Source organism: Stenotrophomonas sp. CFBP8980 (assembly GCF_034046095.1).
GTDB classification, from domain to species: domain Bacteria; phylum Pseudomonadota; class Gammaproteobacteria; order Xanthomonadales; family Xanthomonadaceae; genus Stenotrophomonas; species Stenotrophomonas lacuserhaii.
The window spans coordinates 232464-257089 of the sequence record NZ_JAXCXF010000005.1 but is presented as its reverse complement, the minus strand read 5'-3'; the positions used below and the strand labels follow the sequence as shown (position 1 = coordinate 257089).

The following is a 24626-nucleotide window of genomic DNA, read 5'->3' as shown; positions in this document are numbered from 1 at the left end:
CACTCCAATGACTATCAGCATTTCTCCTACCGCACCCAGCACGCTGCTGCGATCCCTGCAGGAACTGCCCAGCGCGCATGCTCCCGCTGACCTGGATCAGGCGCAGGCACAGCGTGCCGCAGAGCGGCTCAGCCAATCGCTGGGCAAAGGTGCGCAGGGCAGGCGCCTGCGCGTTTCGCCCGAACTGACCGCGCCCGGCGCCACCGCGCTGGATGCGGCGCAGCTTTCCGCGCTGTTGCCGCAGATGGCAGGTCAACACCCGGCGATGGTGCCTGGCGCCACCGCAGAGGCCTTCGTGACGCTGCACCGGATGGCAGCAGCGCTGGCAGCCGCGGGCGGCGCGGCGCAACGGACCGACGCCGCCGCGATGCGCGCGGTGATGGCACAGGCGCAGGCCCTGGTCGGGCTGGCGAGCGCGCAGGACGAGCGGGCCCAACCCATGGCGGCGCAGCATTCGGCGCCTGCGGGTACGGCGAAGGTCGGACCTGCAACGCTGGAATTCGTCAACGACGTCCTGGCCGATGCGCCGGGCCTGCGTGAGGTGTTGGACGACGCACACACCGTGCCGCCGGAACAGCTGCCACTGCGGATGGAGCTCGATACCCGGATGGCCTACGTGCTGCTGCTGGTCGAGATACTGATGCAGATGAATGTCGGCCAGCGCCGACAGGCCGTGGCCATGGTCCAGTTGGCCGCGCAATCGGTGCAGGCGATGGGCCAAAGCATGGTGAAAAGTGCCAAGGCCACGCAGACCGCGAAAATCGTCGTGCTGGCGGTGGGTGCGGCGGTGGCGGGTGGCGGCGTCGCGATGGGTGGCGTGGCGGCGGCCAAGGGCGTGGCCAGCCTGCGCGCCAACAAGGTGGGCGCCCAGAACAACGAGATCAAGGCCGACCAGCACAATGTAACGCTGGCGGAGAACTTGAACACGGCGCCGGCCGGTTCGTCAGCGACGCCGGCGCAATTGGCTGCCCTGCGCCAGGAATCGCAGGGTCTGCAGGAAATCGCCTCGGGCCAGAGCACGGCTCACGCCATCGATACCACCAAGCTGGGCGTGATGACCAATGCCAGCCATGCGGTCGTCCAGACCAGCAACGGCGCCGGCGCGGTCGCCGGCTCGCCGCTGGATCTGGAATCGACCGGGCATTCGGTGGATGCCGAAAAGGATCGCGTCAACAAGGATATCGAGTTGGACGTCGGCGGCCGCACCCAGCAGGAAGTGAGCAAGACCAGCGAGGCCGAACGCGCGCTGTTCAGCGCTTACGGAAATCGCGGCCAGGACAACAAACAGACGGCCGATCACATGGTCGGCAACATGAAGCACTGACACTGCCGCCTGCTCCCCTGATCACAAGCGCCGCCCTGCGTGGCGCCCTTCTGCAAGGAAATCATCATGATCGAAACTTCGACACCCGCGGTGTATCCGCCTGTCATGCGCTTGCCGGCCCTCGGCACCGTGGGCAAGCAGACCCCCATAGAGACGGATAACGAGGATCTGCCTGCGTTGCGGTCCCATGCCGCCGGCTCGGCGCTCCTGCAGCACCTGCGACAGCGCGCGGCGGGCACGCTGCCGGGCGCTGTGGCCGATCAGCAGGCGCTGTATCTGCACGCACTGCGCAAGGATGAAATGTGGCTGGCAAACCAACAGGCCAGCATACTGCAGGCCCTCGTCAGCACGGCGCTGCCGGACGCTGCCGACGCCGGTGATCCCGACGCCGCGCGGATCGTCGCGCAGGTGCGCGACCTTGCTTCGGGCCTGCTGGGCGACACACTGCAGGAAGATGCAGCGATAGGCGAATCCAACCGCGAGTTCTTCGAAAGGATCGCCGCGCTGCTGGGACAGCTGGATACGGAGTGGGTGAAGAAGTTCGGCGATGCGCTCTCCGAGTATGTCGCGATCTTTGCCAGGATCAACAAGGCCATGCTCCTGTTGTCTGCCGACGGCGCACTGGGGAAGCCGGACAAAGACGGCAACGTCGAGGTGGACTTTGACGCTCTGGTCCAGGCGCTGGCGGAGATCGAGAACGCGCTGGCCAGCAAGGGCCTCGGCCCGGTATTCAAAACCGAAGACGAAGCCAAGGCATTCCTGCAAGAGCTGGGCGGCCTTAATGGACTGACGGTCCTCACGCTGAAAACCTGGCACTTGGGCCCCCCTCCGTGGGTCGAGACAACCTACCAGGTGGGTGTGAATCCCGCTCTGGTGACATCCCTCAGGGAAGTCTTCGAAGGGAAAACCAAGCTGTCGGCAACCGAACTCAGCACGCTGATGTCCAGCAAGGAAAGCGCGCTGGAAGCGTTCAATCAGCTCAATCGCGCGTTCCCGGAAAAGTACCAGCAGCTGCTGCGCCTGTGGGACACCCTGCAGAAGGTGCTCAGCAGCAGTATCGAGACGATGAACGAGGGCAACATGGCGGCCATCAGAAACATTGGCGGATGACAGGAGAAGAACATGCCAACAGCTCAGTTAGCACCGGCGACGTCAGCGCGCTTTCAATCCTTGCACATGGAGCCATCGGCAAAAACCAAGGCCTTCGTACCGGAAAATGTAGGTAACTGTCCGAGCCCGCCAAGGTGGCCAAGCAATACCTCGCTCAGCAGCATCAGCAGCAGCGGGAGTGGTCGCCTCGACCCGGATGGTGACGACATCAACCGGGCGGCCTACCGCGCGCCGCTCGCACGTTCCAACCCGCTGGACAACGCACCACGTCCTGCAGGTCCCTGTGCCGCCCACGTGCTGGCAGTGGGCACATCGCTGGCGCCGCTGCTCAACGAGTGGGGCGGTCTGGATGCACGCGTGGCGGATGCCCGTACCATCGCAGGCGGCACGCTGCAGGTCAGCCATCTCTATGACCCGGAGCAGGTACGTACTGCGTTGTCGCCACGTGAGACGCATACCCGCGCGGTGCTGGGTGACCTGAAGACGTCGGCCGACATCATCAGGGCCGTACTGGACAGCGAGCGCAGCGCGGGCGGCCGGGCGATCATCGATGCCTGTCGTCTGTTGTCCATGCCGGAAGTGCGCGAGCATGCGCAGGTGGTAGCAGCCCTGGAGGAGGCGCTTCGTTGCTACATCAAGCGAGCGGAAGGTGACTACTCCGGTAACTACAAGGCATTCGGTCACCGCTCGCACGAGGAATGCAAGGCGCTGGAGGCCTGCATCAAGGACAGTATCGCGAAGATCGGGCCGCAGCAGGTGCGTGATCGCCTGCTCAAGGACATGGCCCCGGCGATCCTGGACACGATGGCCCGCAAGAATCCGGGCGTCTGCGCGGGTGAACTGCGTGGCAGGCTGGCCGAGCTGCTGAACGTGCAGGGATTCTCGGCATACAAGGGCCTACTGGACTCCGCTACCGGCCAGGAGCTTCTGCACGTTGCCGAACTGCTGCCCAACTTGATCGAATCGGCGGAAAAGCCCGCCCGTCCACCGGCCAACGAGCGCGATGCCGCTCCGCCCACAGCCGTGCGGCCCACGGCAGACCCGATAGCCGATGTGGCGCGCATTCTCAAGGCACTGCAGGGCGTGCTGCCGCCTATCCATATCGGCAACATCGGCAACAACAACGGCAACAACAACGGCTTCCGCGGCAAGAACTTCGGAAACGCGAAGATCGAGTGGCCGACGATGCCATTGCGATCCGAGCCCGCCTTCGAACGGCTGGCATCCCGCGAGGAACAGCCCGTTGAACGCCCGGTCGTGCACACTGAACAACGCGCGATCGTCCGTGTCCCCGTGGCTGACAGAGTAGACGAGGACAGGCACGTCGAGCAGGCCACTGCCCAGCAGGCCTTTTCACCGCCACCGCCACCGCCGCCTGGGAATCCCAACCCGCCAGCGGTTCGAGACCACATGCCGCGCCTTCCGGAGGGGCTGAACAGGGAGATGTTCAACCGGCTGCTCGAAGAGGTACGGCAACGCCGTGACGTGGAAGGATTCGGACTGCGGAGAACCCTCGCACCCGCAGCGAGATTTGTACAGGACCTCTCCGCACAAATCGACTTTGATGATTACCGAAAGGGCAATGTCCCGATCACGCAGTACACCCGCACGAACACCGAGCACCTCGCTGCGATCAATCCATACATGAAGGCACCGATCAGGCCCGGCGCTACAGTGGACTCGACCTTCCTGGCCTTCGGCGAAAGCACGCGCAACAACGTTGCGGGAGCCGTGCCGCTGGCCGTTGCGCCAGCAGCGGAAGAGGCTGGTCAGGCATCGTCTGGTGCAGGCACCGCTACGACGCTCGGTCGGGTCAAGGTGCAATGGGACGTGAAGGCCCTACGCAAGCACTTTGGGGAACCCGGGTTGCCCGAGCCCGCGCCCATCCCTGAGCGCAGCGCGAGTACGTCGCAGTGAATCTGAATCAGCTCATCTCCCTGGTCATTCCTGCCTCCATCGCCCGGAGCATCGCCCCGAGCGACCGGCTTCATGAAGACCTTGGCATGGATTCGCTGGAAGTGGCTGATCTGCTGGTATGCATCGAAAGCCAACTCGGCGTGGTCATCACCGCGCCGATGCTGGCGCAGATCAAGACAGTGGCCGATCTTGAATCGGCTATTGCACTGGCCACATGCGGCGTGGAATGAGGCCATTGCTGGCGCTGGGCGTAATGCTCGGCGCCAGCACGGTTACACAGGCACACAGCTTCCACGCAGGACTGTCCGCCGACGGCAGGTTGATCGTTTCCGCAGCGCCCGCTGCGGGGCTGCACCGCTTCGATCCCCATGCGCCGTCGCCACCGCATCGCCCGGTATCGGCACCGCGCCTTGAAAGCACGGTCAGCGAATTGATTGATCGCGCTGCGATGGAGAGCGGCGTCGCCCCCAGTCTGCTGCGGGCGGTGGTGCAGCAGGAGTCCGCGTTCAATCCAGCGGCCGTCTCGCGTGCCGGGGCTGCCGGCCTGATGCAGCTGATGCCAGGCACCGCGCGGCGTTTCGGCGTGCAGGATCGATTTGATCCCGCTCAGAACCTGCGCGGAGGGGCAGCCTACCTGGCGTGGCTGCTGCGCCACTTCAACCACGACATCGATCTGGCATTGGCCGCTTACAACGCGGGCGAGGGCAGTGTGCGTCGCCATGGCAACCAGATTCCACCCTTTGCCGAAACGCAAGCGTATGTGCGGTCTGTCAGGCGTTACGAGGCGCAGTGGCTCAGGAAACTCCGCGCCGAATAATTGCAGTTCTTCTGATATCGATCTGCTGCAACCGCGCAGAGAATAGCCGTCAGCCAACCACGGCACGTCATTGTCTGTTGAATCCCATGTCGTATGTTCTGAAAATCCTGGCCGGGACGTTGCACGGCGTCGAGTACGCCGTAGCAGAGGGTGAAACGGTGTTCCACGTGGGCCCGCAGGACGATCTGGCCAATGGCCGCGCCGAGCAGCTGCTGGGTGACAGCGAGGCGGCGTATTTCATACCGGCGGACCTGCCTTCGGCCGCCTTCGCCATAAGATGTACTGCGGACGACCCCGGCCTTCAACTGGGCGAGCGTTCGAACGATCAGACGCCCTGGGCCTGGCGGCCGATGACGCTGCAGCGCCCGCTGCAGGCCGGTGGCATCCATTTCGCCGTTCGCGAAGCTTCTGCGGAGTGGTCGGCCGATGTACAGACCTTCGCAGCACCTGCATTGCCGGTTGAATATCCGGTCGATCCAGCGAACGCCCGTCCGGTGCCCATGCGGCGGCGTGGCGCGCTGCTGTTGGGTATCACGGTACTGCTGGCGGTAGCCACGACGGCGGCATGGTTCTACTGGCAGCATCAACCTGAAGCACGCGTGCGCGGACTGGCCGCCGTGTTGGCGTCTGCTCCCGTGGACTATGCGATCGCCGCGGGCCACGACGGCCGTCTCTATGCTTTCAGTGACAGCCCCGCCGCGCGTGCCTGGGGTGAGCGTGCCAGTCGCCGTGCGCAGCGCCGCAATGATGTGCACCTGCTGCGTCCCCAGGAGGCGCTGCGGTTGGAGCAGGTCCTTGTCAGCTCCGGCGTGGAGCTGGTGGTGGTCCGCCTGGATGACCCGGCGCGACCGGAGGTGGTGCTCAGTGGCCAAATGACAACCGCCCGCAGCGCACAGGTCGCCACGCTGCTTGCCGCCCAGGCGCCGTATGTGGTGCAGCCGCAGGTATCGACCATCAGCGACCAGGCACTGCTGGCGCTGGCCCGTCAGGAACTGGCGGTACTGGGTATCAGCACGCGAACGGAGCCCCGCGGTCAACGGGTCAGCGTGGTCAACGACGTGTTCCTCGACGATGCCGGGCTGAACGCGATGGCGGGTGCCGCGCGGATGTTCCATCAACGCTGGGGCACGCGCCGCATAAGCGTTGCGCCGCAGCTGTGGGACGACCTGCTGCAGGGGCGGTCCTATCGCTATTCCCCAGGCCAGCTGCTGTCGGTTGGCAGCGGGCGCTGGGACTACGCCGGCGCCGCTAATCGTCATGCCGCGCCTTGATTACACGCTGTCACAACGGAGATAAACGATGAGCGACATGAACAAGCCCGTGGTACCCAGTTACGGATGGGGCGATCCACCGGAGGCGGGCGGTGATGCCAGCAGGTGGGACGGCTGGATGAGTAATCACTCCCGATCCTTCAACAAAGGCGTCAATGACCTGAAGGCCCTTCTCGATAAGGCATTCAACGCTTTGGCCGCCAAGCCCAGCAGCCCCGAACTGCTTGCCGAATACCAGAGCGCGCTTTCCGAATACAACATGTACCGGATGCTGCAGTCCAATTCGACCAAAAGCCTGACCGACCAGAGCAAGTCCGTCATTCGCAACCTGGCCTGAGTTCATCGGCCCCTGCACCGCAGGGGCCGACTTTCGCCGCAAGGATTTTCCATGATCAGCATTGCCCCCCTTTCCGCCGCCGGACTCGGCGTCAAACCGGTCGACGGTGTGCCCGTTCCGCTTTCAGATCATTTCAATACCGCACTGGCCGAAGCTTACGTGTGGGCCGGGCAGGAACGTGCCGGCATTCTCGCAGCGGCCAACAACCCCGCCGTGGCCAGCGACCCTGACAGCATCTACGCACTGCAACTGCGCCAAGAGGCGTACATCAAGACGATCTCGTTCGGCGCGGCGGTTACCAGCCATATGACCAAGGCCGCTGAAACGCTGCTGAAGAGTTGAACGATGAGTTGCTTTCTCATGCGTCGTGTGACGGCGGTTGCCCTTTGCCTGCTGCTGGCGGGTTGTGCACGATCCGAACTGCTGCAATCGCTGGACGAGCGCCAGGCGAACGAGGTGATGGCTGCGCTGCTGCACCATAATATTCCCGCTGAGAAACGCCCGCAGGGCAAGGCCGGCTTCGTGGTCCGTGTGAGTGCGGCAGACCTGGCCGAGGCCATCGATCTGGTGCAGTTGAAGGGCCTGCCTTCCACCCCCCGGATGCAGATTGCCACGCTGTTCCCTGCCGATACGATGGTCAGCACGCCATTGGCCGAACGGGCGCGTCTATTGTCGGCGATCGAGCAGCGGCTGGAAGAGTCGTTGACCACCCTGCTCGGCGTGAAGAGCGCACGCGTACATGTGAGCTACGACGCCGGGCCCACCGAGGGCAGCCTGCAGCAGCGCAAGCCACCGGCCATGCACGTGGCGGCCGTATTGGCACATGCACGCGATATCGACCAGGCGGTTCTGCTGGTCACCGCGAAGCGGTTCCTACGCAACGCTTTCGTCGATGTCGCATATGACAACGTATCGGTCGTGCTGACGCCCGCAGCCGAGCCGCGCAGCCTGGCGGTAACCCCGGCCGAGGAAACGACCCCGACCTGGATGCTGCTGGCCGTGGCGTTGTTGCTGCTGGCACTGATCGTGGTGGCGGCGGCTTGGTTGCTGCGGCGGGGCGACCCGCGTGCTGTCGGCATGCGTGACCGCATCCTGCGCAGGGGCAGGGCAGCGGACGGCCCCTCCCATGCATGACCGGCTGGGCATCCTGCACGATCCGATCAGCTACTACCGGCCCTGGTTGGCGCTGGAGCTGCCCCGCGTGGCGGCCCAGCGCAGTGCCTTGAACCGATGGATCTGCCAGACCCACGGGCTGCCCTCGCCGCCTTCCCGCACTGCCTCCGGCCCGTTGGCGGACAGGATGATCCGAGCCTGGCGGCGGGTACCGGCAACGGCGTGGTTGCTCGCCTGCGCCCGCCACCGCAGGCATGTGCTGGGGGCACGCTGGCTGCCCAGCCAGCCGCCGGCCCTGCATGCTTTCCTGCGTCTGGGATGGCCGGAGACATCCGCCTGTTGGCCTGCTCCGCCTACGTCTGAGCTGTTGCTGGCCTGGGGGGGGGGGCAGCTGCAGCACGGCCTGCGCGCGCACCTGCCGGACTGGCTGCACGCCCGGCTCGCGCTGTGGTTCGCCGGCCTGCCGGTTGTGCCGGCAGCGGTCCTGGACGCTCCGCCCCCTTTTGACATGACCTGTTTCCTGAGTGCCTGGAACCATGCTGCAGACCTATCCTGAAAGCCTGCTGGCGCGCGCCGTCGACGATGTCATACAGGCATCCAGCGTCCAGCAGGGCATCGATCTCGCCCGCGTGCAGGCATTTGCTCGACGGCAGATAGCCAAGGAACGTGAACAGGCCCTGCTGGATGCGCGTGAACTGCGTGCGACCGCTGCGTTCGAGGGCTACCGCGACGGCGTGCTGTACGCGCTGGGTGCCTTGCAGAACGTCATTGACGGCATGCAGCAGCAGCAGGTAGTGCTGGCAGCAGCGGTGCGCGATGAAGTGCAGGCCGCCCTGCTGTCGATGAATGCTGCACCGGATGTCGTGGTGGAGCCCATCTGCACCGCGTTCGCCCATCGCATGGCGCAGGCCGGTGCCGACACGCAGGCGGTGCTGCACGTGCCCCGTGAGCAGGAGGCCTTGTTGCAGGCCTTGCGAGACCACCCACGCCTGCAGGCGCTTGATGTCCGCCCGGCTGATCGCGAACGCCCGCTGCTTGAATTGGGCCCGCTGGCATGGGAGCTGGACCTGCAGGGCAGCCTGCTGGAGGACGTGGAACTCGCCTTGGCCCGGGCGTTGCCCGGCGTGCAGGACCGCCTCAACGCGCTCGCCAGCCAGTACAGCAGCGGCGTGCTGGATGCACTGGACTCCGCCGCACAGGTACGCGGCTTCGCTCGACTCGGTGACACACAAATGGAGACGCAATGAATCCCATAGATCCGTACGCAACATCAATGGCCGTCGGCCCCCATGAAACAGGCGGCGCAATCGGCTTGGCCGATCGTGTGCTCGCCCAGCGCAGGATGGCTGTCCCCACCGAGCCCACTATCAAGTCCACGCAGGACAATCTGGTGCCGCTGCCGGAGCCGGTGAACCTGATGGATCAGCTGGTCAGTGACTGGGCCATGCTGATCTTCAAGCAAATGCTGGTTTTCGGTGAGGTAGAAGAAACCGGCAATCCTCCCCTCACCATCGACATCTGACCGCCAGGCCCGGGCAGGGCGCGGCGAAGTCGTTCTCTTCATTCCCGATGCCGCCGCCCCCGGCTATGCTGTGGGGATGCCGCCCATGAAATCGACCCTGCCGTTGGCCTGCCTGGCCCTGTTCTCCATCGCTTCAGCGCATGCGCGAGGCACTATCGAAAAAGTGGATATCCGTGGGTTGGACAAGGGCGACGACGCCGAGATCATCGAAAACATCCAGGTCTCGCTGACGCTTTTCGACACGATCGGCAAAGTGCAGGGAGAATCCCGGCTGGAGTATCTGCTGTCACAGGCCGAACGACAGACCCGCGAGGCGCTGGAGCCGTTCGGTTTCTACAACCCGACCATCACCGTCGAGGCGCCCCGTACGGGCGAGACCCTGCGCGTGGTGATCGATGTGAAAAAGGGCGAGCCGGTACGGGTCCGCGAGGACCACATCGAGATCACCGGCCCGGCCATGTACGACCGTTACCTGCAGGATGATCTGGAGGCGTTCAGGCCGCGCAAGGGTGACGCTTTTGAACATACGTTGTACGAAGCGAGCAAGATCACCGTGACCCGGCGACTGGCCGAGCGCGGCTATTTCGATGCCGATTACACCCAGCACCAGGTACAGGTCACCCGCGCGGAAAATGCGGCGGATATCGACCTCGCCTGGGACAGTGGGCGCCGTTACAACATGGGCCCGATCACCTTCAAGCAGAATTACTTCGTCGACAAGCTGTTCGATCCGCTGGTGTATTGGGAAGAGGGCAGCTATTTCCACGAGGGCAAGCTGGACCGGCTGCGCGAATCGCTGACCAAGCTGGATTACTTCAGCACCATCGACATCCAGCCCAAGCCGGAAGAAGCCGACGAGAACGGCAATGTGCCGGTGGACGTCAACCTGACCCGTGCCAAGCGCAGCATCTACACCACCGGCCTGAGCTATGGCAGCGAGAGCGGCGCCGGTGTGCGTGGCGGCCTGGAGCGGCGCTGGCTCAACAGCCGCGGGCACAAGATGAACACGCAGCTGGACTATGCCCAGAAGCGTAAAAGTCTTACTACAAGCTATCGGATCCCGGCCTTCCGCTGGCTCGACGGCTGGTATACGTTCGCCGCCAGCGCCTACGACGAACAGACCGATTACATCGACCTGCGCAACCTGAAACTGATCGCCAGCCGCAGCGGGCAGATCAACGAATTCTGGACGGCCACCGCATCGATCAACGCGCTGCGCGAGCGATGGGGTTATGCATCGGGAACCGAGTTCACCGATGCGGTCTACCAGTACTCCACCCTGGTCTATCCGCAGATCGCGGCGGACTACGTCAACGTCGATGACCGCCTGTTCCCGCGCAGTGGCATCAGCGGCAGCGCGACGATGCGCGGTGGCGTGGAAGGCGCCGGCTCGGACACCAGCTTCGTGCAGGCCAACATGGTGCTGCGCTGGTACGTGCCACTGGGACAGACCAATCGCCTGATCCTGCGCGGTGAAGGCGGCACCACCTGGACCAGTGACCTGGTCGCGATGCCGCCCAGCCTGCGCTACTTCGCCGGCGGTGACCGCAGCATCCGCGGCTACGCCTGGCGTGAAGTGGGGCCGCGAACGCCTGAACCGGACAAGTTCGCCCTCGGTGCCAAGCACCTGGTGGTGGGCTCGGCCGAATACGAGCATTACTTCAATGATGGGCCGTGGGGCGCGGCGGTGTTCGTCGATACCGGCAGCGCCTTCGACAACACCATCGACCTGCACACCGGTGTGGGTTTCGGCGTGCGCTGGAAGTCGCCGGTCGGCCCGGTACGCGTGGACATCGCCCATGGCCTGAACGATCCGGACTCACAGTTCCAGATCTACCTGAACATCGGAGCTGACCTGTGAGCACGCCGCCCCCGACCCCGCCGAACGCACCCAACGCGCAGGCCCCCGTGCCACGCCGGCGCTTCTACCGCCGTCGTCGTTTCTGGGCGTGGTCCGGCGTGGGCGTGCTTGGCCTGGTGCTGGTTGGCCTGCTGGCGCTGTACTGGTTGCTGCAGACCGTCGCCGGCCGCGATGTGCTGCTGGCCCAGGTGATCGCGCGCCTGCCGGCCGGTGCCAGTTTCACATGGGACAAGGCCGAAGGTCCGGTGGCCGGACCGCTCACCCTGCACAACGTCGATTTCCGTTACAACGACATCCACTTCCACGCCGATCGCGCACACCTGGAGCCGGACCTGCGTCCGCTGCTGGGCCGCAAGCTGATGCTGGACCGGCTGGAACTGGACAATGCCACGCTGAACCTGGCCAAGAGCGAAGAGCCCTTCGAGCTGCCGTCATGGCCGGACTCGCTGCCGCAGATCGAGATGCCCCTGGCCATCCAGGCCGACTTCATCCAGGTCAATGGGCTGCGCGTCACCACCGGCGGCGAGCCGACCATCGACATCGCGCGCATCGGCGGTGGACTGGAAATCGCCAACGGCGAGTTCAAGGCCAACCAGTTGCTGGTGGACAGCGACATGGGCAATGTCCGCATCAACGGCCATTACATTCCGTCCGATGATTACGACACGGACCTGAGCGCTACCGCCATCCTGCCCGCGCCGCGTGGCCGCACGCCGGCCAGCCTGGGCCTGGTGGCACGCGGCAACCTGGGGCATATGGAAGTGGCCGTGGCCGGTCGTGCACCCAAGCCGCTGCGCGCGATGCTGGTGTTCGACGGCCGCACCGATCCCACCTGGAAGGCCAGCGTAAGCACCGATGCGCTGGACGTGCGATTGCTGACCCCGGCGCTGAGCGCCTCCACGCTGGAGCCGCTGACGCTGGACTTCACCGCGTCCGGCAAGGGGGGCAGTGCCGATCTGCAGGGTACCGCCCAGCTTGGCGAACAGAAGATCGAGCTTGCCCCGTCCAAGGTGCAGCTGGAAGACCAGGTGCTGAATGTATCGCCGCTGGTGGTGAAGGCGTTCGGTGGGCAGGTGCGGTTGAAGGGCAGTGCCGACTTCCGGGAGCAGGGCAACCAGAAACTCAATTTTTCCATCGTCGCCAATGACCTGACGTATACCCCGGCTGCTGATCCCAACACCGCCGGCAGTGTCGCGGTGCCGGTGATGTTGCGCGAAGCCCGCATGGGACTGGCCGGTACGCTGCAGGCGTGGGCGGCGATCGGCACCGCCGACATCGAGCGCGATGGCCAGAAGGCGGCGTTGGATTTCGATGTGCGCGGCAATGAGAACGCGGCGCGCATCGAGCAGCTGCAGGCGCGCACGCCCGGCGGCACGCTCGACGTGGAAGGCAACGTGGCCTGGGCGCCGCAGCTGCAATGGGATGCCAAGGCGACACTCGACGCGTTCGATCCGGGCTACTTCATGCCGGGCTGGGACGGCCGCTTGTCGGGCCATCTTGCCAGCACCGGCCGCCAGCTGCCGGTGCCGGCGAATGCACCGCCGGGGACCGCCGGCGTTATCGAAGCAACGGTCGATCTGCCCTCCTTGAAGGGCAGGTTGCGCCAGCGTGCGGTGGATGCGCAGGGCAGATTCGCGGTGCAGGGCGAGCAGGGCGAAGGCCAGCTGAAGTTGGCCGTCGGTGCGAGCCGGGTCACGGCATCGGGCAAGGTCGGCGACCGGCTGGACATCGACGCGCGCTTTGCACCGCTGCAGCTCAGTGACCTGCTGCCGGGTGCCGATGGCGGCCTGCAGGGCACGGTGCAGATCAAGGGGCGCCGGGATGCGCCGGACATCACCGCCGACCTGGTGGGCCGCAACCTGCGTTGGGACGATTACGCGGCCGAAGCGATCAGCCTGAAGGGTCGCCTGCCGTGGAGCGGCGACACCGGCACGCTGGCGCTGCAGGGCCGCAACGTCAACGCCGGGATGCTGCTGGAAAGCCTGAACGTGGACGCGCAGGGGAGCGTCAGCAACCTGCGCTTGACCGCGCAGGGTCGCAACGAGATGGGGGCGGTGGACCTGCAGGGCAGTGTCCGCCAGCAGGGCCAGCAGTGGCGCGGCACGCTTGAATCGCTGCGGCTGGCACCACAGAAGGGCGATCCCTGGGTGCTGCGCAGCGCCTCGGATTTCGCGATCAACGGCAGCAACTACAGCCTGACCGAAACCTGCCTGGCCCCGGCCACCGGTGGTGCCCTGTGCGTGCATGCCAACTGGCCGCGCGACGGGCTGGTGGTGCGCGGCGACGCGCTGCCGCTGACCCTGGTGCAGCCGTGGTTGCCGCCGACCTCCGGGCGTCGCATCTTCCTGCGTGGCGAGGTGACGATGGACGCGCAGATCCGTCCGCGGGGCAATGCCTGGGAAGGCAACGTGGAGGTGCGTTCGGCCGAAGGCGGCGTGCGTCTGGGCGACAACGCCCGCGGCGAGCTGCTGAAGTACGACCAGTTTTCGATCAGGCTGGACATGACGCCGGCGCGTATCGACGGTTTCCTCGGCATGGGCTTCCAGGGCAACGGCTTCGTCAATGCCAAAGTGCAGACCGGCTGGGATGCCAGCGCGCCGTTGAACGGTGAGCTGTACCTCAACATGGCGCGGCTGTACTGGCTGGAACTGTTCTCACCGGATATCGTGCGGCCGACCGGCCTGATCGAAGGCCACGTGAGCCTGCGTGGAACCCGCAGCCAGCCGCTGCTGGGCGGTGAGGCCACGCTGAGTGACTTCAAGGGCGAATTCCCGGCTCTGGGCCTGACGTTTGAACAGGGCAAGGGCAACTTCACCGCACAACCGGATGGCTCGGCGAAGATCACCGCGCAGGCCAATTCCGGCAAGGGCACGCTGTATGTCGATGGCGGCCTCTCCTGGTTTGGTGATGCGCAGCCGCTGCAGCTGCATATCCACGGCGAGGACGTCTTGTTGTCCAACACCAGCGAACTGCGCGTGGTGGCCAACCCGAACCTGGATTTCACCTTGGCGGGTACCGCAATGCAGCTGAAGGGCGAGGTGCTGGTGCCGGAGGCCGACATCGACCTGGAACGCCTCGACCGCGGTACCTCGGTCTCCTCGGATGTGGTGGTGCTCGATCCGGTGGATCCGGAAGAGACGGCCAGCTCGCCGCTGGACATGGACCTGACGGTCAGCCTTGGCGACAACGTCAAGATGGCCGGTTTCGGCCTGAAGGGCGCGTTGACCGGCAAGATGCAGGTATGGGCCAAGCCGGGTCGCGAAATGACCGCCAATGGCGGGCTGGAAGTGAGTGGCCGCTACAAGGCTTATGGCCAGGACCTGACCATCACCCGCGGCCAGCTGACCTGGAACTACAACCCGGTCTCCGATCCACGCATCAACCTGCGCGCGGAACGTCGCATCGGCGATGTCACCGCCGGCATCGATGTGACCGGCCGCGCGATGCAGCCGCGCGCCCAGGTGTGGTCGGACCCGTCCATGTCGCAATCCGAGGCGCTCGGTTACCTGGTGCTCGGCCGCAGCCTGACCGGTGCCACCAGCGACCAGACCCAGCAGGTCAACGCCGCATCGGCGGCCTTGTCGGCGGGCAGCGGCCTGCTTGCCTCGCAGCTCGGCGCGAAACTGGGCCTGGATGACGCAGGCGTCAGCCAGTCGCGCGCACTTGGCGGCTCGGTGCTGGGCGTGGGCAAGTTCATTTCGCCGAAGTTGTATGTCGGCTACGGCGTTTCGCTGGTCGGCAGCGGTTCGGTGCTGACGTTGAAGTACCTGCTCAGCCGCGGCTTCGATATCGAAGTGGAATCGAGCACGGTGGAGAACCGGGGCTCGTTGAACTGGCGCCGCGAAAAATAGCGGCATCGCGTTCGATGGGCGGGAAATGAAAGGCGAAAAGAACGGCGAGGGCAAGAATCTCGCTCCGGCTGAAGCCGGACGCCTTTCCATCGGATCGTTCCATGATTGCCTCCCCCACGCTTGTCCCCCCTTCTTCCTCTGCGCCGCGCGTTGTCCAATGCACCGAAGCCAGCCACCCGAACGCATCATCGGCACGCGCGGAACGCCATTCCGCGCCGCAGCGTGTCATCAACCTGCCACGGCATACCGCAAGCGGATCGCCCGCGCCTGCTTCGCTGCAGAAGGCGCGGCTGGCCGCTGAACTGCTGGCACTGCCGCTGACCTCGACCGGTCTTACGCTGCAGCAGCACCTCTGCGCCTGGTTGCGGCATGGCGTGCAGCCAGGGCACGACGAACACCAGCTGCATGAAGCGCTGCGATGGCTGCACGCGCCGTTCGGCGATGCGGTGGCCGCCGCTTACGGAAGCGCGTCGCGCGCGCTGGTGCCCTACGTGCTGGATCAGTTGCTGCTGGGACTGTTTCCCACCTTGCAGGACGCGCAACGCCAGCAGCTGACCGCTGATATCCGCATGCACGCGCAGGATCTTCCGCTTGCCACGTGGACGCGCGCACTGGCCCTGCCGCGTGATGGGCAGGGTGGTGAAATGCGCCTGCGCGCGTTGCACGACGCCGAGCACTGGGCGGCGCTGCGCACGGAGTTGACAGCTACCCCTGTGCCGGGCAGCGGCCTGGCGCAGGTCGGCCTGGCAACCGCGGCACTGGGCACGGCGGCGATGGTATCTACGCTCATGCCTGCGGTCGCCGTGCCGGCGCTGTTGGCCGGCAGCGCGGGCTTCCTGGGTATCACCGCGCAGGCTGCAGTGTCCGATGCCACCGCGGCACAGGCCGGGGAGGTGCAGTCCGATGTGCTGCGAGAGCGTGCCGATGCGGTGCTGCAGACGTTGCTGCCGGCGTGGGACGGCGCGCAACGGGATGCCTTGTATGCGATCTGGGCTGAACGACCGAATGACCGCTCATTGCTGATGGTCAGCCTGCAGGCTACGCAGGCGCTGCAGGACGCCGGCGGCTGCATCGATCGGGCACTGGCCGCGGTGAAAACGGCCTCCCGGTTGCCGCCCGCCGTGCCCCCGGCAGGCGACCGGGCGGCCGTCGCCGAAGCGCTGGCACGGCTGCTCGCTGGCTTGTCGCCGCCGCAGTCGACGGTGGCGGCCGGCACTGCGCCGACCGATAGCCAGCCATTGCGCGGAGTATTCCCGGCCGGCCGCGCCGAGCCGGTGCGACCGGCCTCGGTGGGGTTGTTCGAACTGGCGCAGCACACCGCACGAATGAACTACCGCGCCATCGTGGAGCGACAGATCGACCAGGTCGGTGCAGACCCGGAAGACACCCGCACGACGTACCAGCGTCGGTGCGCCAAAGCCGGCCTGCGCCTGCTGCATGCGCGCTCGATTGCCCCTGGGCCTGGGCGCCTGGACGCCATCGCGACCGCCCGGGCGCGCGTGGACAACCTGCGAAATCAGGCACCGCTGATCGCCCAGGCGCGTGCAGGGAAGGTCCAGCAGGCGATGGCGCTCAACCGCCTCGCTGCGGCGCATCCGGTCGCGACGGCGAGCACCCCGCAACGGGCCATTGCACCGGACCTGCCACGGACGGCACGCACCGGTGCGCTTACCGAACCGGGCTCGCTGGAGAGGGCGCCTTACGACGTCGCCGGCGTCTTCAGCGGCATTGCGGCGATCGCCATGCGATTGCGCGCGGACGCCGTCGCACCGGTCGCGGGCGGCGCGAGCGAGCCGCAGGCGCTGACGCCCGCCGCCTCGCCGGCTGCCAACGCGACGGCGCCGGCCAAGGCACAGGCGCGGCTGCGGCTGCGGCTGGGTCTGATGCCGGAGATCGCGGGCGACGGCCAGGAATCGGCGATCGCCGACTATCTGGACCTGCCGGCAACGACGGGCGGCGGGCAATCGACCACCGTTCGCGCCGAGCTGGCGCGGGCCTGGGGCGACCACCTGCAGGACCAAGCGGAGGCCGGTAGGGCCCGGAAGACGCTGAGCGCGGCGGCGGCCGACCTGGTGACGCACTTGGTGGAGCAGGACCGCCAAGGCACGCCGGCCGGCGCGCATGCAGTGGGTCGTTTTGACCTGCGGCTGCTGGTGGATGGCAGCGGCGAGGTGGCCGTGCCCGGTGCGGTGGTGATCACCGGCAAGCCCACCGATACCTCCCCGCGCAGCGCGAGCGGGCCGATCGTGGTGATGCTGCCGGGGATCGGCCTGCTTGAGTACGCTCCGGGGGCACTGGACACCCTGTTGCGCGACATGGACGCCCATCCCGTGCTGCGTGCGGCGCTGTATGGATTGATCCCACTGGGGCGCCTGCAGCCGGCACCCGGTGGCAGGGGCCAGGTCACGCTCGGGTTCACACCAATGGACGCGGACCGCACCGACGAGGAAGTGATCGGGCGTGTGCTGCAGGGTGGCATCGACATCCGACGCGCGAGCGCGCAGCGGGCGCAACCGGTGCGGCCGCTGGCTGATCTGGTCGGCCCCTACGTAGCTGCGGCCGGTGTGGTCGAACACGCGCTGGCACAACTGGCCGACCATGGCCTGCTGCAGGCACCCGTGCAGGACGCCGGGCGCGCGCTCGGCTTGACCACGGCATGGATCGATTATCTGGACGCGCTGGTCGATGCGCCGACAGTGCCCGGCCTGCAGTCACCACAGGATTACGCCACCGGCGATCAACTGCAACGGCATATTGGTGAGCGCCTGCAGGCGCACCTTCAAAGCATCGGCATCGACGCCGCGCCAGACGAGATCCGCGTGCGCTGGCAGCAGGTCCACTACCGCCCGGAGCCGGTCGGCTTGCCGCACAACCCGGCCGGGGCCAGGCTGCTGCCGCCGATCCAGCATGATCTCAGCCTTGCCGAGCTGGCCACTCGCAACATCGGGTTCGTCGACATCCCGTTCGGCGCCGGCGCGCAGGCGTTCGACAGGCATGGAAAGGCCCTTCCGTCTCTGACCCCTGCGCTGATGCGCGAATGGATCCGGGGACTGGACCTGGATGGATCGTATCGGGGGCACCTGCAGCAGCAGTTCGACAGCAGCCAGCGCGGCGGCCCGGGCGACCTCCGGTTGCGCGCCTTCCGCCACACATTCCCGGCACGGATCGCGCTGGAAGAACAGCTGGCGTTTGCCCATCAGCGCCTGCAAGGCCCGTCCGTGCTGCGGCAGATGCTGGCGCACCCGGGATCCCGGGCAGTGGAACACCGGGGCAGGGTGCAGCAGGTGCAGGTTGGACCGCTCACGCTGATCACCCATGCCGTGATCGATGACACGTATGTGTTCGATCGCAACTCCGTGCTGCCCGGCACCCTGGCCGTACGTACCGGGGATGGCCGCGTGGAGGCCTACGTGGCCGGCCTGCACCCGAGCCCGTTCCTGTCCGCCGACAACGAGGCCGAGCTCAACGCCCTGTTGGCCGGCCACGCCATGCAGGACTGGCTGAAGGCCCATCTGCCGGCCGCCAGGCACCGACAGGACATGGAAGAGCCGGGCACCTGGTCGGAACTCTCGGTGACCCCGGACCAGGGCGATGTACTGGACGCCTGCTACCGGCGTTGGGCCGGCCACCTGCAGCGGCAAGCCGATGATCTGGTGGTCTCTGACCAGGAGCAATGCGGGAGGGACATCCTCGACGTGCTGAGCGGCGTATATGAGTTCGCCGAGAACCTGCTGCCGCTGCGCCTTGAGGCGTTGTCGATGGCGGCCCGGACCCTGGCGCCGCTGCTTTCCCGGAATGGTGTCTCCGCGCGGGCCGGCCGGCTGGCAGCGGAAACCGCGCTGCTGCAGTTGTTCAGCCATGCCGCAACCGGCACGACGCTGGGGGCCGCGCCGAACCGGCCGTTGCTGGCTGCCGGCGTACCGCGATCATTGCGCCAGCAGGCCAGTCTGGCGCGCCCGGTATACATCCAGGCCCGGCAGGGCGACTACCGCATCCCCGAAGGCAGCCGCACCGCTGCGTCGGGCCTGGCGGTGCTGCTGGACCCTGTCACCGGCCAGCCGGCGGGGGGCGTGGCGCGCTACGACAGGAAGACCCTGCAGTGGCGGATCGAACCGGCGCAGCCCAGCCGCAGCGCGGACTACTCACACCTGGAAGAGCACCTTGACGACCACCGACTGCGTCGCCTGAGCACCCAGGGCAATGGCGTGTACGACCTGGATGGTGCGCAGTTCGTCCGCATCGACGGCGGCTGGTTCCGCACTGAGGTGCGTTCCGAACTCGGGGGTGGCCGCTACCTGATGGCACCCGGTGGCCGCGTCCGGAGTGATCTGCTGCTGGCCCGCGTGGATGGCGTGTGGAAGGTGACCCAGCGGCCGCGCGGAGGATTGCGCGGAGGCGCACCCGGCACGCAAGACACGTCCGATCTGGCCGTGCTGAAACATGCGGTGCCGGCACCGCGGCTGCTCGACGACACCGCCATCCATCGCGCGCTGAGCGTGCATGGCCCGCTGGGCGGGCAGGTCGGTGCCAGCCTGCGCCGCGACCTGCGTGACAGTGCACAGCAGGCGATGGTGGGGCGTATCGGGGCAGGCAAGGCCTCCTTCGAAGCACCCGGGTTCGGCCCAGCAGGCCGCATGGCCATGCTGTGCGCACTCGCCAGCGACCCGCTGCTGGGACAGGGCCGGCGCATCGAGCTGTATACCGGCTCGGCGGCCACCGGCCAGCGCCGCATCGTGATCGGCAGGGGCGCCGAGCCGTTGTTCCGGCTCCAGTTGTCCTCTGAACTGGCGACTCTGGAGCAGGTGATCGTGCTGCTCAATCCGGACGTCGTAGCGGCGGCATTGAAGCTGCCAGCAGGTACCGCGCCAGCGGCGCTGGTGGACCCGGTCACCGCTCACCTGCAGCGTACGGTGAAGCGCCATCGTGACGACGTGCAGGCATCCCTGCGCACGTTGGCCGATGATATCGACGCGGCGCAGCCGGCGGTGGCTGCCCTGCAACTGCAGTTCGGCCTTGACCGCGGGCTGGCCGAGGAGGTGCTGCAGCGGCAGCCCGAGCTCACCGGTGCCGTCCTGCGCTACCAACGGCCGCAGCAACTGGTTGATGCCATCGCCGACGCATTGGCACGGCAGGGCGAGCGCACGCTGCGGCAGGCGTTGCTGGATGGGCGGGTGCCGTCGGTCGATGCGCTGACGCTGCTGCAGGATGTGCTTGCTGCCTTGCTGCCCTCGTGGAAGATCGTGAGCGACCTGCATCCTGAGGGCAGGCCGCAGTTGCACATGGCGCTGCAGCCCAATGCGCGTCGAACGCATACGCTCGTGTTCGGCGCCGATGGCGTGCGGGTCAGCGGCCACGCGCAGCCCTACGCGAAATGGCAGCAGGCGGTCAGTGCGGTGCTCGGCACCGAATCGGCGATCGCGCTGCGCAACGCCAACGGGCTGGGAAGCGCGGTGGCCGAACGGCTGCGCGCGCTTGAAATGGCCGCCCCGACGGCACGCATCCAACAGCACCGCCACGCCGTGCTGCAGACCGCGGGCCGGCCCGCCTGCCCGACCGCGGCAGGCAGCTGCCCGGCCAGTGCGCGCCGCCCGGACCAGAACGACCTGGAGCGGCAGTTGAATCTTCGCGATACGGCCGTGAGCCTGCGACGGGACGCCGCAAAGGCGCTGGACGACGCACTTGGACAGGCACGTGCCGCAGCGAGTGCGTGGTTGGCAAAGGACACCTCAGGCACGGCGGCGCGTTCCTGGCGGGGAAATAATCCGCCCGGCAGCCATGCCGGTGACGATGCGCGTCTGAGGGATTTCATCAAGGCACATTGGAAGTCCTCCGCCGCTGCACCGCGGGAACTCTCTGCCTTCGTGCAGGCCTTCGCTGCGCGCGAGGCGTTGGGCACGGCCAACATCCTGGTGGCCGACGTCTCGCTGCGGATCGACGGACGCCCCCTCGCCTGGGACAAGCCGGCATTCGTCTCAAGTAGCCAGTTGGGGGGCAGGTACGGGTTCTCGAAGGTGGAGGGGGTGAAGGTGCAGAAGGTGATGGTGCCCGCGCGCCGGCGACCGGGCCACGAAGGCGTCGCCACGCCGGTGCAAGCCGATTTCGAAGCACCGCAAGCGTTGCTGCACCGGGTCATGACCGAGGACCATCCGTTCGGTCGCTACGTGGTGGAACCGCGCGCCCAGCTGCCGGGCAGCGCGCCCCAGGGCGTCCCGGACACCCAACTGCACTGGATCGGCAGCGAGGCCGACCTGCAACATCTGCTCCGCACCCACGTCAACATAGGCGGTACGCAGCTGCATGTGGGTGACCCTGTCTACCTGTCATCGGTGCGCCGCTGCACCGAATCGCAGTTCCTCAATGAAGTCGCTGATGCGGTGGAGGCGGAGTTGCCCGGCGTGTGGCAGCGGCCGGAGATGCTGGACCGGGTGACCGGCTCGGTGGGCCTGTTTTCAGACAGGGTGCCCTGCCTGAACAACTGCCAGTTGCTGATGCAGGCGGCAGCGGAGACATTGCCGGGTGTGGACATCAAGATGAGCTATGGCGATCCGCCGGGCCATGGCGGGGTCATCCGGCCGCACAGGAACCCGCCGCGCCTTTTTCCGCTGCCCTGAGCCCGGATCTGCGCCATGACAGGTATCGCTCATCGGCCTCGTCGGTGCTCTCCGGCAACGGCCCCTGGCCTTACGCTTTCCACTCACCCATCTGGTTCATTCCATGACCTCCATCGATTCCATGCCTCCCCCGATGCCGCCACAACACGTTCCTGCCCAGCACCCGGCTCCTACCGGGCCGCTGGCGGCCCATCGCGCTGCCATCGAGAGCTGCATCGCGCAATGGGAGATCGACCAGCTGCTCGACGCCGACGGCATCGCCGGACTGCGCGGCCTGCTGGCTTGGACGCGTGTACCGCCGGACGCACGCTTCGATGCGTCGCAGATCGACCCGAGCGGGCAGTGGGGTGATAACTGGCTGCAGCTGACCGCCGCCATCGATGGTGATGTGATCTACCTGGGCCCCGATGCACAGGAGCAGGTGCTGCTGCCCTGTGCGTTGGACGCCATGACCCTGGCGCCGGATGTGGTGGTACTCAAGGTGGAACGTCCCGAGGACGATGGTGTCTTCGATGTGACCCGCCTGGACGCGACGGTCTGGTGGCGGGGGGCCGCCTGGACGCTGCAGTTGACCGATCACGGCGATGGCAAGTGCCTGGTGCAGCTGTCCGGGCTGCCCGACTGACCCTCGGGTGCCCAACGTCCGGCGGTTGTCGTGCGGGGCATGCAGAGGCTAAGGTCACGGGCTGACCTGATCCGCCGGATGCCCGCATGTTTCTCCGCAGAACCCTTTCCGTCTCCCTGGCCCTGGGCCTGTCCATGGCGGCAGGCGCACATGCCGATGAAGGCATGTGGATGCCGTCCCAGCTGCCCGAGCTGGCCAAGCCGCTGAAGGCGGCCGGCTTCAAGGGCGATCCGGGCGCACTGGCGACGGTCACCGCACCACCGCTCAGCGCGGTGGTGCGCGCAGGGGGCGGCACCGGTTCGTTCGTCTCGCCCGATGGGCTGCTGTTGACCAACCATCACGTGGCAATGGGGGTCATCCAGTACAACAGCAGCGCCGAGCACAACCTGATCGACGACGGTTTCATTGCGCGTGACCGGGCCGACGAGCGGCCATCCAACCCGGATTTCCGCGTGCTGGTCACGGTGGGGTTCGACAAGGTCACCGACCAGGTGCTGGCGCAGGCCAAGGGCAAGACCGGCCGCGCCTATTTCGATGCCGTGGACAGGGCCAGCAAGCAGATCGTGGCCGAGTGCGAGCGCGCCGGCGATGTGCGCTGCAGCGTGGCCGACATGTACTACGGCACCGACTTCTACCGTATTTCCCAGCTGGAACTGAGCGACGTACGGTTGGTCTACGCACCGCCGCGGGCGATCGGCAACTATGGCGATGAGATCGACAATTTCATGTGGCCGCGGCACACCGGTGATTTCACCCTGCTGCGCGCCTATGTCGGCAAGGATGGCAAGCCGGCCGCGTACAGCGCCGACAACGTGCCGTACCAGGCACCGGCACACCTGCAGATGTCGTTGCAGGGCCCGAAGGCGGGCGACTTCGCGATGCTGGCCGGCTACCCGGGAATCACTTATCGGCACCGCACCGCGGGCGAGTTCGCCAGCCAGATCGACAGCGTGCTGCCGCGCCGCGTCGCCCTGTTCCAGCAGATGATCGATACCATCGAGGCGGCCACCCAGGGCGATGCGCAGGCGCGCACCCGCTATGCCTCGCAGCTGCAGTCGCTGAAGAACAACCGCAAGCGCGCCGCCGGTGAACTGGAAGGCCTGCTGCGCAGCGACGCGAAGGCCCAGCGCGCCCGTGACGAGCAGGCGATGCTGGCCAGTGTCGATTCCCGCTATCGCGGTGATATCCAGGCCCTGCTGGCCACGCTGTCACAGGGCGCCTCGGTGGGTGAGCGCGACCTGCTGCTGGACCAGATCGCCAGCCAGACCCAGCTGCTGCGCTCGGCACTGCTGCTGGAGCGCCTGCGGCTGGAATCGGCCAAGCCGGATGCCCAGCGTGAAAGCGGCTTCCAGCAGCGTGACCAGGCGCTGATCGAAGGGGTGCTGAAGCAGGCCCAGCGGCGCTATGCCCCTGCGGTGGAGAAGGCCTTGCTGGGCGCGCTGCTGGGCCGCTACCAGCAGTTGCCGGACGCGCAGCGCCTGGCAGAGTTCGATGCTGCCTTCGGGCGCACGCCGCAGTCGCTGGGCAGCGCGCTCGATGGCCTGTATGGACGCACCACCCTGGGTGATGAAGCACAGCGGCTGTCGCGCTTTGCCGCGGCGCGTGAGGGCAAGGCGCTGGCGCCGGATCCCCTGCTGGCCCTGGCCGGCCCGCTGGTACAGGCGCAGCTGCGCGTGGAAGGCGAGCGCAAGACCCGTGAGGGTGAGAGCCTGCGCCTGCGCCCGGCCTACATGCAGGCGCTGTTCGCCTGGCGTGCCCAGCAGGGCCGGGCGGTCTACCCCGACGCCAACCGCAGCCTGCGCATCAGCTTCGGCAAGGTGGAAGCGCTGAGTCCGCGCGATGGCGTGCATTTCGATCCGGTGACCACCGTGGCCGGCATCGTGGAAAAGAACACTAATGCGTATCCGTTCGATGCACCGCGCCCGCTGCAGGACGCCATCGCCAAGGGCGACTTCGGCAGCACCGCCGATCCGGCGCTGAAGACCCAGACGGTCAACTTCCTGACCAACCTGGATACCACCGGTGGCAACTCAGGCTCCCCTGTTCTCAATGCCAAGGGCGAACTGATCGGCCTCAACTTCGACAGCAACTGGGAATCGGTCAGCGCCAGCTGGTGGTTCGATCCGCGCTTCAAGCGCGCCGTCCACGTGGACATGCGTTACCTGCGCTGGCTGCTGGCCAAGGTCTATCCGGCCCCGGCACTGCTGCAGGAGATGGGTGTGCCGGCGGAGCAGTGAGCGGGCAGGGCAGGCGGCGGCCCCGCACCG

At 66.7% G+C, this 24626-nt stretch carries 16 protein-coding genes and 1 pseudogene; all 17 read left to right on the top strand.

Translation table 11 applies throughout. The features are described 5' to 3' along the window. Nucleotides 1–7: 7 nt before the first annotated feature. On the top strand, nucleotides 8–1324 hold the full coding sequence (locus tag SOM47_RS12865; RefSeq protein ID WP_320505799.1) for a hypothetical protein: 1317 nt from the start codon (nucleotides 8–10) through the stop codon (nucleotides 1322–1324). Nucleotides 1325–1390: 66 nt separating this feature from the next. Beyond that, the gene (locus tag SOM47_RS12860) at nucleotides 1391–2434 is read left to right on the top strand and encodes a hypothetical protein (protein ID WP_152620513.1); all 1044 of its coding nucleotides are present in this window, start codon (nucleotides 1391–1393) and stop codon (nucleotides 2432–2434) included. A 12-nt stretch (nucleotides 2435–2446) separates the two neighbouring features. Beyond that, entirely contained in the window at nucleotides 2447–4351 is a 1905-nt protein-coding gene (locus SOM47_RS12855) for a hypothetical protein (protein ID WP_152620512.1), read from the top strand. Next, nucleotides 4348–4581 carry a phosphopantetheine-binding protein gene (locus SOM47_RS12850; RefSeq protein ID WP_192084982.1) on the top strand — a complete coding sequence of 78 codons (234 nt, stop codon included), beginning with the start codon at nucleotides 4348–4350 and terminating at the stop codon, nucleotides 4579–4581. The genes SOM47_RS12855 and SOM47_RS12850 overlap by 4 nt, the downstream gene beginning before the upstream one ends. 203 nt (nucleotides 4582–4784) lie before the next feature. Then, a pseudogene (locus tag SOM47_RS12845) lies at nucleotides 4785–5168 on the top strand (lytic transglycosylase domain-containing protein); the annotation flags it as partial. A gap of 86 nt (nucleotides 5169–5254) precedes the next feature. Further along, a complete protein-coding gene (locus SOM47_RS12840) occupies nucleotides 5255–6439 on the top strand; it encodes a PrgH/EprH family type III secretion apparatus protein (protein ID WP_320505798.1) in 1185 nt (394 codons plus the stop codon). 28 nt (nucleotides 6440–6467) lie between these two features. After that, the gene (locus SOM47_RS12835; RefSeq protein WP_197974427.1) at nucleotides 6468–6776 is read left to right on the top strand and encodes an EscF/YscF/HrpA family type III secretion system needle major subunit; all 309 of its coding nucleotides are present in this window, start codon (nucleotides 6468–6470) and stop codon (nucleotides 6774–6776) included. A 51-nt stretch (nucleotides 6777–6827) separates the two neighbouring features. Continuing rightward, nucleotides 6828–7118, top strand: a complete 291-nt coding sequence (locus SOM47_RS12830) for a hypothetical protein (RefSeq protein ID WP_042612015.1) — start codon at nucleotides 6828–6830, stop codon at nucleotides 7116–7118. Nucleotides 7119–7136: 18 nt separating this feature from the next. Beyond that, nucleotides 7137–7910, top strand: coding sequence for a type III secretion system inner membrane ring lipoprotein SctJ (gene sctJ / locus SOM47_RS12825; protein WP_192084984.1), 774 nt, complete (start codon nucleotides 7137–7139; stop codon nucleotides 7908–7910). Next, nucleotides 7903–8445, top strand: a complete 543-nt coding sequence (locus SOM47_RS12820; protein ID WP_320505797.1) for an OrgA/MxiK family T3SS sorting platform protein — start codon at nucleotides 7903–7905, stop codon at nucleotides 8443–8445. The genes sctJ and SOM47_RS12820 overlap by 8 nt, the downstream gene beginning before the upstream one ends. Further along, entirely contained in the window at nucleotides 8426–9136 is a 711-nt protein-coding gene (locus SOM47_RS12815) for a hypothetical protein (RefSeq protein WP_042612012.1), read from the top strand. Before SOM47_RS12820 ends, SOM47_RS12815 begins: the two co-directional genes overlap by 20 nt. Continuing rightward, a complete protein-coding gene (locus SOM47_RS12810; RefSeq protein WP_152620511.1) occupies nucleotides 9133–9411 on the top strand; it encodes a hypothetical protein in 279 nt (92 codons plus the stop codon). Before SOM47_RS12815 ends, SOM47_RS12810 begins: the two co-directional genes overlap by 4 nt. Nucleotides 9412–9487: 76 nt before the next feature. Beyond that, nucleotides 9488–11272 (top strand): autotransporter assembly complex protein TamA, encoded by a 1785-nt coding sequence (locus SOM47_RS12805; protein ID WP_192084987.1) that lies wholly within the window; start codon nucleotides 9488–9490, stop codon nucleotides 11270–11272. Further along, nucleotides 11269–15123: a translocation/assembly module TamB domain-containing protein gene (locus SOM47_RS12800; protein WP_320505796.1), complete on the top strand. Its 3855-nt coding sequence runs from the start codon at nucleotides 11269–11271 to the stop codon at nucleotides 15121–15123. Before SOM47_RS12805 ends, SOM47_RS12800 begins: the two co-directional genes overlap by 4 nt. A gap of 101 nt (nucleotides 15124–15224) precedes the next feature. After that, the gene (locus SOM47_RS12795) at nucleotides 15225–21734 is read left to right on the top strand and encodes a hypothetical protein (protein WP_320505795.1); all 6510 of its coding nucleotides are present in this window, start codon (nucleotides 15225–15227) and stop codon (nucleotides 21732–21734) included. A gap of 103 nt (nucleotides 21735–21837) precedes the next feature. Beyond that, nucleotides 21838–22359 carry a hypothetical protein gene (locus SOM47_RS12790; protein ID WP_320505794.1) on the top strand — a complete coding sequence of 174 codons (522 nt, stop codon included), beginning with the start codon at nucleotides 21838–21840 and terminating at the stop codon, nucleotides 22357–22359. Between the two features lie 86 nt (nucleotides 22360–22445). After that, nucleotides 22446–24596 carry a S46 family peptidase gene (locus SOM47_RS12785; RefSeq protein ID WP_042612006.1) on the top strand — a complete coding sequence of 717 codons (2151 nt, stop codon included), beginning with the start codon at nucleotides 22446–22448 and terminating at the stop codon, nucleotides 24594–24596. Nucleotides 24597–24626 lie beyond the last annotated feature (30 nt).

What these genes read in the sequence shown, in the direction of transcription:
- SOM47_RS12855 (WP_152620512.1), top strand. Translation starts at nt 2,447, where the DNA reads ATGCCAACAGCTCAGTTAGCACCGGCGACGTCAGCGCGCTTTCAATCC.
- SOM47_RS12810 (WP_152620511.1), top strand. Translation starts at nt 9,133, where the DNA reads ATGAATCCCATAGATCCGTACGCAACATCAATGGCCGTCGGCCCCCAT.
- SOM47_RS12860 (WP_152620513.1), top strand. Translation starts at nt 1,391, where the DNA reads ATGATCGAAACTTCGACACCCGCGGTGTATCCGCCTGTCATGCGCTTG.
- SOM47_RS12820 (WP_320505797.1), top strand. Translation starts at nt 7,903, where the DNA reads ATGCATGACCGGCTGGGCATCCTGCACGATCCGATCAGCTACTACCGG.
- SOM47_RS12795 (WP_320505795.1), top strand. Translation starts at nt 15,225, where the DNA reads ATGATTGCCTCCCCCACGCTTGTCCCCCCTTCTTCCTCTGCGCCGCGC.
- SOM47_RS12815 (WP_042612012.1), top strand. Translation starts at nt 8,426, where the DNA reads ATGCTGCAGACCTATCCTGAAAGCCTGCTGGCGCGCGCCGTCGACGAT.
- SOM47_RS12830 (WP_042612015.1), top strand. Translation starts at nt 6,828, where the DNA reads ATGATCAGCATTGCCCCCCTTTCCGCCGCCGGACTCGGCGTCAAACCG.
- SOM47_RS12840 (WP_320505798.1), top strand. Translation starts at nt 5,255, where the DNA reads ATGTCGTATGTTCTGAAAATCCTGGCCGGGACGTTGCACGGCGTCGAG.
- sctJ (WP_192084984.1), top strand. Translation starts at nt 7,137, where the DNA reads ATGCGTCGTGTGACGGCGGTTGCCCTTTGCCTGCTGCTGGCGGGTTGT.
- SOM47_RS12805 (WP_192084987.1), top strand. Translation starts at nt 9,488, where the DNA reads ATGCCGCCCATGAAATCGACCCTGCCGTTGGCCTGCCTGGCCCTGTTC.
- SOM47_RS12835 (WP_197974427.1), top strand. Translation starts at nt 6,468, where the DNA reads ATGAGCGACATGAACAAGCCCGTGGTACCCAGTTACGGATGGGGCGAT.
- SOM47_RS12865 (WP_320505799.1), top strand. Translation starts at nt 8, where the DNA reads ATGACTATCAGCATTTCTCCTACCGCACCCAGCACGCTGCTGCGATCC.
- SOM47_RS12785 (WP_042612006.1), top strand. Translation starts at nt 22,446, where the DNA reads ATGTTTCTCCGCAGAACCCTTTCCGTCTCCCTGGCCCTGGGCCTGTCC.
- SOM47_RS12790 (WP_320505794.1), top strand. Translation starts at nt 21,838, where the DNA reads ATGACCTCCATCGATTCCATGCCTCCCCCGATGCCGCCACAACACGTT.